Here is a 12,573-nt window from a genome sequence, read left to right as displayed (position 1 = left end):
CTCATCAGGAAACCATCATGGCCCGTAAAATCATTATCGATACCGATCCCGGTCAGGACGATGCCGTCGCCATTCTTCTGGCCTTGGCAAGCCCGGAACTCGACATTCTCGGCATCACCGCCGTTGCAGGCAATGGCCCGCTGGCACGCACCGAAATCAACACCCGCACTATTTGCGAAGTGGCAAAAAAGCCGGAAACCAAGGTTTTTGCAGGCTCTATCCGTCCTCTGGTGCGCCCGCTCGTGACAGCTGAAAACGTCCATGGCAAGACCGGTCTCGACGGTTACGACCTGCCCGCCCCGACCATGCCGCTTCAAGCGCAGCACGGCGTTGACTTCATCATCGAAACGTTGATGGAGGAAGAACCGGGCACCGTCACGCTTTGCCCGCTGGGACCTCTGACCAATATCGCGTCCGCACTGATCCGCGAGCCGAAGATTGCCGGACGCGTCAAGGAAATCGTGCTGATGGGTGGCGGCTATTTCGAGGGCGGCAATATCACGCCATCGGCGGAATTCAACATCTATGTCGATCCGCATGCCGCTGCGGTCGTGTTCAAATCCGGCATCAAGATCACCATGATGCCGCTCGACGTGACACACAAGGTTCTCACCACCGAAAAGCGCATCGCCGCCATTCGCGGCATCGGCACGCATGTTGGCGAAGTCGTCGCGGCATGGCTCGAATTCTTCGAGCGCTATGACGAAGCCAAGTATGGCACCGACGGCGGCCCGCTGCACGACCCGAACGTCATCGCCTATCTCATCAAGCCGGAACTCTATTCCGGACGCGAGTGCAATGTGGAAATCGAAATCAATTCGGAACTGACCATCGGCGAAACAGTCGTCGACTGGTGGGAAGTGACCGACAGACCGAAGAACGCTCTCTTCATCAAGGATGTGGATGCAGACGGCTTCTTCAGCCTGCTGGTCGAGCGTCTCGCAACGCTTTGATTTTTTCTGGGCATGATCTTATCCGAAAACCGGAAGCCCACTTTTCGGGATCATGCTCTAAATCACAAAACATTCACAAAGAAGCCGCGAGCGCCTTATTCTCGCGGCTTCTTCGTCACGCTTGACAAGAGGTTTTTACGTAGTTTTCTGCTCAAATTGAGCGAAATTGGCGCAAACTGCCCCGAATTTCATTCGGCCTTGGTTTGCAGAAGCGCTCCCACTTCCTCGGAGGTCGGTGCAGCCGCTCCCGCGCCCGTTCTTGTGACCGCAATGGCACCCGCTGCCGAACCATACTGCACGCAATCGTGCAAGGACTGCCCCTGCGAGAAAGCGACGGCGAAACCACCATTGAAACTGTCGCCGGCTGCAACCGTATCCACCACCTGGACCTTGAAGGGCGCAAAGTGTTTCACCTCGTCCGCCGTCACCAGCAATGCACCACGGCTTCCAAGCTTGACGATGACCATCTTCGGCCCACGCTGCAGAAGATTACGCGCGGCGGCTTCCGCCGAAGCAAGATCGGTCGGTTCGATACCGGTAATTTCAGCAGCCTCAGTCTCGTTGGGAGAGATGATGTCGGTGAGCGAAATCAGGTCCGTCATGCGGCTTGCATCCCCCACCGGCGCCGGATCCAGCAAAACACTACCGCCTGCCGCACGCGCGGCTTTTGCCACGGCCAGATTGGCTTCATGCGGAACTTCACGCTGCAACAGCGTAATCTTCGCCTTGGCAATATCGGCAGCATAGGCTTCAATATCGGTCGCCGACCAGCGCGCATTGGCGCCAGCACAAACAGCAATTGTGTTCTGCCCGGCTTCCTCGACCTGAATGATCGCCATGCCCGTATCGACGCCGTCAATCACGCGCACGCTTTCGGTGTTAAGGCCAAATTCCTGCATCTGCTTCAAGGCCAGTTCGCCGAAGGCATCTTTACCGACAGCACCGACGAAGCGGATATCACCGCCCATCTTGGCGACCGCAACCGCCTGATTGGCACCCTTGCCACCCAGACCAATACCATAGCCCGATGCATTCACGGTCTGCCCCGGACGCGGCAGCGCGGCCATCCGGGCGCTGACATCCACATTCACACTGCCGAAAATAAAAATCTTCAACGGCTTTCTCCATCGCTTTGCTGCCGCACAATAGCTGCGCAGAAACAAAACTTCCATGCCGGGCTTGTCACCATGCACAAAGAGAAAAAGCCGCGGATTTTTCCGCGGCTTCACCGGATCACCGATATGAAGACCTTACTCGGCCTTCAAAAATTCGCCCACTTCCAGCAAGACGAATTCATTATCATCGACCTTGTCGAGGAAGCGACCAGCCGAGAACGGCATATTGTTGTCGTTGCCGACCACGATATGCGTGTCGTCCACGCGATCCACATTCTCGATGGTCAGGAACGGCATATCGTAAATGCCTTCACGCCCGCCCTGGCGACGCTTGTTTTCCGGGTCGGCAATGGCGAGCAGATCGATATAACCGATCTTGCGCACTTCCTTGCCGACATTGCCGTCATCGAAAGCGATCTTGTAGATACGCTTCACTTTCGACGGCACATCGAAGCAATCGGCTTGCGGCTTCTTCGGATCGGCGCAGGCCTTGTCCGCCATGCCGACGCCGTTGTCACGCTCGATGACCAGCGCGGTGGTTTCATCCAGCATGTTGAAATCGCCGATAGCTTCGCCAGCGTCAGCCAGCGGATAGAGCCAGGAGCGGCCCGACCACTTCTTGTCGGCAACGTTGAATTCAATAACCCTCAGGCCGGTCTTGCCGCTTTCGGTCTTTTCCGGCGCACCATCGACGAAAAGCGGACCTTCCAGAAGACCATAAAGCTTCGAGCCATCCTTCGACATTGCCAGTCCCTCGAAGCCACCCGAGCGCTTCAGATTGTAAGACGGCAGCTTGAGACTCGGATTGGCGGGCAGAGCGAGCTTCGGACTGTCCGGTGATACGACTTGTGTCTCGCCGACAACTGTCGGAATAACGTCGGTAAGCTTGCCGTCCATGTCGAATTTCAGGAGGAAAGGACCGAATTCCTCGCCGACCCAGAAACCGTCCGCTACCGGCTGGATGGATTCCACGTCAAAGTCGGCGCCGGTCAGATAGCGCTTTTCTGCGCCTTCCATGACGATGGGAAACGGAGCCTTCTTGTCCGGATCGCTGAGGAACACGGTCTTCACGCGCTCGACCGTACCCTTATCCCAGTCGAACTTGACATTATGCAGCATCAGCATGGCGTCCGGCGAGTTAAGCTTGGAGCCAAAACCATTGTCGGACAGCGACCAGAAGCTGCCGTCTTCCATAGTTTTGATGCCGGAAAAACCCTGTACCGGCTGGCCGTCGAACGGCACAGAAAGGCCGGTCTTGCGCACGCCGTCCTTGCCTTCAACAGTGCCGATGCTCTCGGCGCGCTTGCGATCAGCGGTAGTGAACTTGCCCGACGTCTTCAGATGTTCCCCCGCATCTTCCGGTGCAGCGATGATCGTATTCGCGGGCAGGATGGCATGGGCCTTCAGCGTGGCGGGAAAAGCCTTTTCTTCAGCGGTGGCCGGAAAAGCCAATGCGACGGCACCGGCAAGCATGGTCGAGGCGACGAGACGCGATATCATGATAAGTCCCCGTTGGATTTGAAATACAGAGACGGAATTAGGCTGGCTTTGTATCGCTGGCTTGACGCTTCCGTGAAGCTTTGACGATGGCCCCCGGCTTTCACCAGGGGCAAACTGTCTCATCAAATCATTAAACCGCGATCTTGCCGCCGCCTTGCTTGGTGATTGCCACCACGGCAGGCCGCACCGGCATATCATCCCTGAAATCCGGCCAACGGGTGGACAGGTCCTCGTAATAGGACGGACGGCCATGACCGTCCCAATCCTCACCGCCGTCGCCCGGATGCTGCACGGCAACGAAAGCCGTCTCATCATCGGGTGCAAACAGCGGACCGCACATTTCCGCGCCCACCGGCACACGGTAGAACAGTTTCGAGGTCGCACGCGCATCGCCTTCCGTGTCGACGGCCCAAAGTCCGTCAGTGCGGCCGGTATCCTTGTTGCTGTTGCCATCGGTTGCGACCCAAAGCCGACCAGCGCTGTCGACGGCAGCATTGTCGGGCATACCGAACCAGCCATTGCGCGTTGTATCAGTGGAGAAGCTGGCACCTACTTCGGCTACGGAGGGATCGCCGCATTTCAGCAGCACTTCCCACTTGCCCGTCGTGGTGGCAAAATCCTGCCCATCTTCCTCGATCTCGATGATATGGCCGAAGGCGTTCTTGGCGCGCGGATTGGCAGCGTCCAACTGATCATCCTTGCGCTTCGTGTTGTTGGTGAGCATGACATAAACGCGGCCATTGACCGGGTTCGGCTGCACGTCTTCCGGGCGGTCCATCTTGGTGGCGCCGAGAAGATCGCCCGCGCGACGGGTTTCGATCAGCACATCGGCCTGACTTTTGAAGCCGTTCTGCTCGGTCAGTGGGCCTTGGCCGAACACCAGCGGCATCCACTCGACCTTACCGTCTTCATGAAATTTGGCCACGTGAAGCGTGCCTTCATCCAGCAGGTCCAGGTTGGCAGCGCGATCATCCGGGTTGAACTTACCCGCCGTCACGAATTTGTAGACATAGTCGAAGCGTTCGTCATCGCCTAGATAGAAGACCACGCGCCCATCCTTGTTGACGATGGATTCGGCACCCTCATGCTTGAAACGGCCAAGCGCGGTCCGCTTCTTCGGCACGGAGTTCGGGTCGGACACATCGACCTCGACAATCCAGCCGAAACGGTTCGGTTCGTTCGGCTCCTTGGAAACATCGAAACGGTCGTAGAAACGCCCCCATTCGTACGAGCCCTCCGGAATGCCCATGCGCTTGTAATTGACCGTTTCCGCGTGACCTTCCGGCAGTTCGCCGATGAAATAGCCGTGAATGTTTTCCTCGGCCATGATGTATGTGCCCCAGGGCGTGACGCCGCCTGCACAATTATTGATCGTACCGAAAACCTTGGTACCTGAAGGATCGGCATTGGTCTTGACGCGATCATGACCGGCCACGGGACCGCTCAGCGTCATCTCGGTACTGGAGGTGATACGGCGGTTGTTTGCACCGTCGAGCACCGGCTGCCACTTGCCGTCCTGCTTGCGGATTTCGACTATCGTGCCGCCATGGGCGGCCATTTCGATATCCACCTGTTCCTTCGAGAGCGGGGCCTGTTCCACCTTGCCATCGACGATCTTGACAAGGCCGGAGAACATCAGGTGCGGATTGGTATATTCGTGGTTGACCACGAGGATGCCATGTTCCGGCGACCCCTCGATGGCGATATAGCCGACATAATCATTGTTGTAGCCGAACTGGCGCGCTTGCGCTTCGGCAGACTGTCTGGTCGGGTCGAATTCTGGCGCATCGGCGAAAAGCTTGTCGCCCCAGCGCAAAAGCACATCAGCATCATAGCCTTCCGCGACATGATGATAGGCATCCACACCGGCTTCGACCTCCTTGAAGGAAAAGGCCGAACCGGATGCAGCGCGCGCATCACCCGCACTCAACAGGGCGAGCGGACTTACGGTTGCCGCAATGGCCGAGACAGCGAGCGATCCACGCAAAAAACCACGGCGGGAAAAGCGCCGGCTGATGATTTCGCCCATGGTTGGATTATCGGACGGATTGCGCGGATCGGCATCTGCTTCTTCCAACTGGCTGGTCTTGAACAGACTTTGCTGGGAAAGATTCTCTGACATTGCTGGCTCCCTATCGAATTGTGGAGTTGCAAATTAGAAGCACTAGATGACAGCCGGACGACATTGAGCTGTCCAAATTGGATTCCCACATGCGTCGCGGGCCCGCATGGTTGCGTTCCAGTTACCCGCCCAGGTTTTGTATGGTTGAAGACGCGTTCGCTGACGCGATAATCACCTAACCGGATAGGCCAGCAGCCAAATTCTGTCTACCTTCTCAGTAAAATTTTCGTCACATCCACCTCATCGTTTGAAACGGAATAGCTGATCTGGCCAAAAAATGTTCTATCCAGTTGTAGAATAATTTTGCCGGCAAATGCGCTTTCCGATAAAACCATCCCGGTTTTATCGATTGAGGGGTTGGTGATGACCGACATGACGACCGCACGGCGCAATATTATTATCCTGACGATTGCACAGGCACTGGGCGCTTCCAGCCCGCCTATCGTGATTTCGCTGGGTGGTCTGGTGGGTCAGAAACTGTCTTCCGATCCAGCGCTCGTCACGCTTCCTGTCAGTCTGTTCAATCTCGGCCTTGCGCTCGGCACCCTGCCTGCCGCTTTCTTTATGCGCCAGTTTGGACGCCGCAATGCCTATATGCTGGGCGCGCTTGTTGGCGCCTCAGCAGGTGTGATTGCAGCCACTGGTATTTTTGCCGCCTCCTTCCTTATCTTCTGCCTTGGAACGCTGACCGCCGGTTTCTACGCCTCTTATGTCCAGAGCTATCGCTTTGCCGCCACCGATACGGCAACAGGCGACATGAAGGCGCGCGCTATCTCATGGGTCATGGTGGGCGGACTCATTGCGGCAATCGTCGGGCCACAGCTCGTCATCTGGACACGCGATACCATTCCGGATGCGATGTTTGCAGGCAGTTTCCTCAGCCAGGCGGTTCTGGGGCTTCTCGCCCTCCCCGTCCTCTTCATGCTGCGTGCGCCGAAAATCCGGAGAGATCCAGGCACCGTCCATGATACAGGTCGTCCTCTCGGCGAAATTCTCCGTTCACCGCGTTTCGCCCTTTCCGTGGCTGCCGGTGTTTGCTCCTACGCGCTGATGACATTCGTGATGACAGCTGCACCCATCGCCATGGTCGGCCATGGCCATTCCGTCGATCACGCAGCCCTTGGCATCCAATGGCATGTGCTCGCCATGTTTGCGCCCAGCTTCTTTACCGGAAAGCTCATCACCCGTTTCGGCAAAGAAAAGATCACCGCGCTCGGGCTCGTGTTGATCGCGTTTTCCGCCATTATTGCACTGGGCGGCTTTGATGTCGGCCATTTCTGGGGTGCGCTGATCTTCCTCGGCATTGGCTGGAACTTCGGCTTTATCGGTGCGACTGCCATGGTGACCGACTGCCATACGTCGGCTGAACGCGGCAAGGCTCAGGGCGCCAATGATTTCATCATGTTCGGCACTGTGGCCTGTGCTTCGTTCTTTGCAGGGTCGCTGCTGCATTCTTCTGGCTGGGAAACGATCAACTGGCTGGTCTTCCCGATCGTCGCCCTTGTTCTGGTTCCGCTAATTCTGCGCCTGAAACCGAAAGGAACTACAGCCGAGGCCTGATCGGCCAAAACCCTGCTCGTTCATCCAGAGCCATCCGCCTTCGGATACTGCGTCATAAACCGCGCCACCGAGGGCGGCGCCGATATCCGTATGTAAGCCCGCATATAATGCTGCCTCTCCCGCCTCCCCGTGCGGCGCGGAAACGGCGATGCAATCCGTTCCAGTCCCGGTTATGGCTTTGCCGTCGACATCGAGGCCAAGTTCGATAATTGCAACGGTGCGTGCTTCAGCCGCAATCGACATTGCCTCTATATGAGCTGCAACCGACAAGGGCTTGTCGATGTGAACTAGAAGATTGATCGTTCCAGCTGGCATCTTCAGTTGCGAGAGCTCACCAACCCTCCCCGCATTCGACAGGCCCACCGTGGCAAGACAGGCGGCATGCGCTTCGCCGGAGCGCCGTGTTGCAATATGGTGCTTTTGAACGCTGCGCGATGTCATCATCTGGACCGCATCACCATACCCGGCTTCTGCCAGTCTTTCCTGCAGCAAAAGCCCCGCGTCAACGTCCAGCGTCAAATCGTCGTTGCGGACTTCCAGCCACGCGACGGAATGCGCTGAGACAAAACCCGGGCGTGTCAATGACCAGCTCAGAATGTTTTGCCGGTCTGAAAATTCAACCGCGAGCACCGGAGCGGAACAATGGATCGTGAAAGGAAGCATGACCAATCTATCGCAGATCGGCGCGGACTTCGCGACCAGCGCCTTTCAGCCATCCACAGGACTGCCCAGAAGACAGGGATGTCGGAATACGACCGACGCGGCGATAAAGCACGCCTTCGTGACTTGGCCGCGGTTGCGCGAGCAGATATTTATCTCGGAATATTGTTTCGCGCGTCACGGAAACGGACAAGCGGTTTGCTCTGGATTGCGTTATGATCAACGATCTCACCGATGAGATATTCTGGATATTCACCATCGGGTGCTGCATCCTCTTCATCATGCGCCTGCTTTCACCTCCGCCGCGTCATAAGGTCGGTCAAAAACAAGACCTGAACACTTTGCACCCTCGCCGTCGTTCACGTCGTCGCCGCTTTCAGACACTGGACTAAGTTCAGACCTGCTGGCCACATCAAGCTTCAAAGTGCGAAGCCTTCACAAGCTGCACCGGCAATCGGCAGATCGCTTCGTCATTAAATGACGTTACGAAGCGCCAATATCAGTGGCTATGTAACTTGCTGCGCTAGTGCGGGACGCTGTCAAACAGCCACCTCTGGTCGTTGCCTTGGACTTCATGAACAACACGAAACTTAAATAGCCATTTGGTTTTGTCCATTCAGCGCGGCCATAAGCATGGGTCTGATTGAGAACGAGCCGTTGGCAGCCTTTTCCGTCAGAATTCGTAAATAGCCACCAGCGGACTGGATTTGCTCATAACGCTGCAGGATATAAGCGATTACAATCGATGCATTATGAGTTCCTAGCGTTTTCTTTGCGAGATCGTAGAGCTTTCCATCGATTCCCAAGAAAGAACGTACTTTCTCTGCCGTGTTGGCCAAATCCTGCCAATGCCGGATCGATGAGATGGCATAGGCCGTGATCTCTGGACAGGAACGAAGCACCATGTCGAGCGAAACCGTGGGTTCGATCTGAGCGCTGGTGATTTTATTCACTCGCTGGTTGATAAATTCAGGCGTTGTCCTTTCAGAATAGGAATCTGGATTCGATTCAATTTGCTGCCGCTCATTTTGAGATTCATTGGCGTTCAAATTTTCAACATTCTTTTGAATTTTCAATGTGTTATCGATTTCCGCACGAATGAATTGCATGGATTCGACCAGTGCTGCGAGTTCTTCATACTCGGCACGGCGCGGAATGCCGTCGACGATAAGGCGGAAACGATGATGGATGTCTTCCCAATCTCCGGTCAGTTCCTCCTGCGCGGCGAATTCAATAAGCTTGGTGATGTCACGACGCAGCAATGTGAGACGCTCGCGCATTTCACGCAATGCAATCTTCTCGGTCCTCACCTGCTCGGCAGCTGTCTCCAGTTCGAAAGCACGTGCAAGCAATGGCGCGAGTGAAAAGCCGAATGCGATCTGTACGTCTCCACTTTTGGCACGGCGTGCATAGCGCTTACCATTTGGGCTGTCCTGGCGGTGGATGAAACCGGTATCGACCAGCGCTGCCAGATGACGGCGCAAGGTTGCATCGGCCATACCATGGGCGCGCAATGCCAGTTGCTTGTTGGACGGGAATACGATCAGGCTGTTCCGTTCATTCAGTTCCGTCTCCGGATAGAATGACAGCAACGCTGAAAGAACCGCCAGAGAGCGATCATTCAGGCCGAACTGTGTCTTTGCTTCACATAGCCATCGATGCAGTTGCCATTTATCGGCAATCGTTCCCGGTGCGATTTTCTGTGTGTTCTGTTGACTTGCCAACAAGGCAAGCGTCATCCTTCGACTGCCAAACGGCGTCGAGGCCAATTGAATCTCCATTTTCTTTCACCTTCCACAAGGCAAAAGAAATCCACCCGCCAAAATGACGCTAATTACACTTGACAGTGATTCGTGGATTTGCGATTCTCTAGCTGCTAAACCAATGAGAAGGGCTTCCACACGGCGACGTTGGGGGCCTTTTTCTTTTGCTGTCTCGTTCCTCTTCCTGAACAGTTTCGACGCAAACACACTTACTATTGAACGCTACACAATCGAACCGTGGCAACTGCCGCTGTTCGTTACGCTTACTTACTTCTCCTCGCTCTGGAAAGACGCATAAAGCTCATCCAGATTACGAGAAAGCCAATCGGCAAAACGGGGCCCGTTGGCTGCACTGAGAGCCAATGTAGTCGATTTGCCATTCTGTTTGATAATTGCGCTGACCGTTTTGTCAGAAGCCATCCAGCTGGTGCCGGGACGCAGAGCCGCCTTGGTGACAGGTTTCTTCTGTTTACTGCCTTTGAGATAGCCGTAAAGCTGCTCGAAACGAGCAACCGACGAAGCGTTTTCAAACGCTGATGTTACCAGGAGCTCTTCGGCAGCATTCTTTTTGCCCGGAATTTCTATCAGCTTTCGCAGTTCAAGCCAGCGGTCACGACCGATGCCCTTGGCGGGACCGATAGCGAGAAGAATATGCTCCGGAATGGCTTTCGGAATGGTCAGCATCTTCGACAGGGTCTGGTAATCGACCGTCAATGCCGCCTGTATGGCCTCGCGTTCGAAGCCAAGCGCTTCGAGACGTGCAGCAAAGAAAACTCGTTCGATAAAGCTCAAATTGGCGCGCGCGGAGTTTTCCTGACCCTGGCTCAGAATATGTTCCAGATCGGCGAGAGGCTTAATGACGGCTTTGACCTTGATACCAAGCTCTCTGGCGGCCCGTGCGCGCCGATGACCGAAAACGATCATATAACGGTCGCTGGTCTCGGGATGGGGACGAACGAGAATTGGACTGTCCTGACCACGCTCGCGAATGGCTTCCAGAAGTTCCCGATACTCTTCGTCATCCGTTTCAGGCAGACGGTCGGCCACGAAGGAGCCATCAAGATTGGTGGGATCAAGCTCGATAATGGCTTCGCCATCAAGCTTCTGGGCTGCCTGCTTTGCTAACTCATCGATCGAAGCGGATAGAGACTTGGCAGCACCGAACCGGCGCGATACGTTTTCGACCGACTGCGAAGTCTGTTCGGCAGCCGGTTCGTCCCGCATAACGCTTTCGAATATGTTCTTTCTTGCCATTCTCATGTCCTCAAACCGGTCAGAGACCTGATTTTATTCAATATTCACCGCTTTAGACGGCAGTCTAACGCCCCCAAGCCTCGTGAATGAGGCCACGAATTTCAGCATTAACCGCTTCCATGGCTTCCATAGCGCGATCATAAGTGCCGCGGTTCATCGATGAACGCTCGACCTCGTAAAGCGTCTGTTTGGTCAGACCTGCATCCGAAATCGCGGTTGATTTCAGCATCTGATGCTTCAGCATATGTGAGGCGAGCATGCTCTGCATGAAGCCGACCATCTGTGCTTGCGGAACATCGGTTGGCTCATAACGGGTGATCAGATAGCGGAACCAGTCTAGCTGAACCGCTCCGCCTGCTTGGCGAACTGTCTTCAGAATATCACCGAGCATCAGCAGGAACTGTGACATAGACATAAGGTCGAGCATCTGCGGATGGACAGTGATCAAGACGGAAGTTGCCGCTGAAAGCGCTGTCAGCGTCAGATAGCCGAGCTGAGGAGGGCAATCGATGACAACAACGTCATAATCGTCATCGACGTCAGCGAGAGTTCGCGCGATGCGATTCCAGAAAGTCTTGCCCTCGCCACCGTTCTGCATGGCGAGCGGTGTGTCATATTCATATTCCTGCAGCTCCAGCATTGCCGGAATGATATCGAGGCCTGGGAAGTTCGTCCGGCGAATGACCTCGCGGATTGGCTTCCTTTCGGAATCGTAACGAATAGCCTCATAGAGCGACGGAAACTCGTCGAGCTCTGGCTGAATGCCATGCAAAGCCGATAGCGAAGCCTGCGGATCGAGGTCGATTGCCAGCACGCGATGGCCGGTCAAGGCCATGTGTTGCGCCAGATGGGCAGCTGTTGTCGTCTTGCCCGAGCCACCCTTGAAGTTGACGACACCGATAACCTGGAGTTTTTCATTGCCGCGGCGATGTGGGACGTAACGCTTCACGTCAGCGCGACCATTCTGGTCAAGCCACTGGCGCAATTCCTGAATCTGGTCGACACTATAGGCCCGACGGCCACCTGTCAGAATAGTTGGTTCGACACCCTTGCCTTCCAGATGCAGTTTCTTGAGATTGCTGGGCGAGACACCAAGGAAATACGCGGCCTCAGCCATCGAAAACTGACGCAGCATGTTCTTGCGCGCATCTGGCGGAAAGTTTTCGTGACGCAGCAGATTGAGCTTGCGAGAAATCTCGCGCCCTTGCGATAGTATCATGTCGTCAAACGACAAAGCTGCTGCTGGATTTGCGATATTCATTAACTTGGGATCCCTAGTGACGGCACTGGAACTAATACCGCCTAAATACCGTCATTATGTCCGATTCTTATTCTATCGCAAGAGGCGGTCGAATTAACAAAGAGTTAGCGCCAGGATTAAAATTGAGCAAAGTTTTATCGATTCGACTGGAATGCGCCTATCTATTTGTTTTTGTATGGTACTATTGAATTTAGACGGCGGACTATAATTCAACAGTCTCCTCCGTTCTCGAATTTCAATCGAGAAGATTCTATTTCCACATGGGAATGAGGTGGTTTTCCTGTTGTTGGAGGTGTCCAACCGATTCTCTGATTGTATGGGCCGATCAAGCATCATTCCGACGCCGAAATGATAAATTCGACGCCGGTTGAGCCCGTCAGCGTGG

Annotated in this window: 10 protein-coding genes; 3 read left to right on the top strand and 7 right to left on the bottom strand. The window is 55.2% G+C overall.

Features of this window, described 5'->3' with window-relative positions:
* Positions 1 to 17 precede the first annotated feature (17 nt).
* Positions 18 to 953 (top strand): nucleoside hydrolase, encoded by a 936-nt coding sequence (locus AAE521_RS07740; protein ID WP_342060970.1) that lies wholly within the window; start codon positions 18 to 20, stop codon positions 951 to 953.
* Between the two features lie 188 nt (positions 954 to 1,141).
* Here AAE521_RS07740 and rbsK read toward each other — a convergent pair whose 3' ends face one another.
* From rbsK to AAE521_RS07725, 3 genes are all read right to left on the bottom strand, one after another.
* Positions 1,142 to 2,125, bottom strand: coding sequence for a ribokinase (rbsK, locus tag AAE521_RS07735; RefSeq protein WP_342061111.1), 984 nt, complete (start codon positions 2,123 to 2,125; stop codon positions 1,142 to 1,144).
* 78 nt (positions 2,126 to 2,203) lie between these two features.
* Complete coding sequence (locus AAE521_RS07730) at positions 2,204 to 3,568, bottom strand: esterase-like activity of phytase family protein (RefSeq protein ID WP_342060969.1); 1,365 nt, start codon at positions 3,566 to 3,568, stop codon at positions 2,204 to 2,206.
* A 130-nt stretch (positions 3,569 to 3,698) separates the two neighbouring features.
* A complete protein-coding gene (locus AAE521_RS07725) occupies positions 3,699 to 5,690 on the bottom strand; it encodes a PhoX family protein (RefSeq protein WP_342060968.1) in 1,992 nt (663 codons plus the stop codon).
* A gap of 363 nt (positions 5,691 to 6,053) precedes the next feature.
* Here AAE521_RS07725 and AAE521_RS07720 point away from each other — a divergent pair, with 363 nt between their 5' ends.
* Positions 6,054 to 7,250, top strand: coding sequence for an MFS transporter (locus AAE521_RS07720; RefSeq protein WP_342060967.1), 1,197 nt, complete (start codon positions 6,054 to 6,056; stop codon positions 7,248 to 7,250).
* Here the strand turns inward: AAE521_RS07720 and AAE521_RS07715 are convergent.
* The gene (locus tag AAE521_RS07715) at positions 7,206 to 7,832 is read right to left on the bottom strand and encodes an adenosylcobinamide amidohydrolase (RefSeq protein WP_342060966.1); all 627 of its coding nucleotides are present in this window, start codon (positions 7,830 to 7,832) and stop codon (positions 7,206 to 7,208) included. The two genes, AAE521_RS07720 and AAE521_RS07715, sit on opposite strands and share 45 nt — an antisense overlap.
* 293 nt (positions 7,833 to 8,125) lie before the next feature.
* On the opposite strand from AAE521_RS07715, the gene AAE521_RS07710 reads away from it, so the two are divergent.
* Positions 8,126 to 8,302, top strand: coding sequence for a hypothetical protein (locus tag AAE521_RS07710; RefSeq protein WP_342060965.1), 177 nt, complete (start codon positions 8,126 to 8,128; stop codon positions 8,300 to 8,302).
* A gap of 198 nt (positions 8,303 to 8,500) precedes the next feature.
* Here AAE521_RS07710 and repC read toward each other — a convergent pair whose 3' ends face one another.
* From repC to repA, 3 genes are all read right to left on the bottom strand, one after another.
* Positions 8,501 to 9,691 carry a plasmid replication protein RepC gene (repC, locus tag AAE521_RS07705; protein ID WP_342060964.1) on the bottom strand — a complete coding sequence of 397 codons (1,191 nt, stop codon included), beginning with the start codon at positions 9,689 to 9,691 and terminating at the stop codon, positions 8,501 to 8,503.
* Between the two features lie 249 nt (positions 9,692 to 9,940).
* The gene (repB, locus tag AAE521_RS07700; RefSeq protein ID WP_342060963.1) at positions 9,941 to 10,927 is read right to left on the bottom strand and encodes a plasmid partitioning protein RepB; all 987 of its coding nucleotides are present in this window, start codon (positions 10,925 to 10,927) and stop codon (positions 9,941 to 9,943) included.
* A 64-nt stretch (positions 10,928 to 10,991) separates the two neighbouring features.
* Positions 10,992 to 12,188, bottom strand: a complete 1,197-nt coding sequence (gene repA / locus AAE521_RS07695) for a plasmid partitioning protein RepA (protein WP_342060962.1) — start codon at positions 12,186 to 12,188, stop codon at positions 10,992 to 10,994.
* Positions 12,189 to 12,573: the final 385 nt, after the last annotated feature.

The organism is Brucella cytisi, assembly GCF_038433355.1.
Taxonomy (GTDB): Bacteria; Pseudomonadota; Alphaproteobacteria; order Rhizobiales; family Rhizobiaceae; genus Brucella; species Brucella cytisi.
Note: the sequence above shows the minus strand (reverse complement) of the source record. Positions and strands in the feature narration are given on the sequence as shown.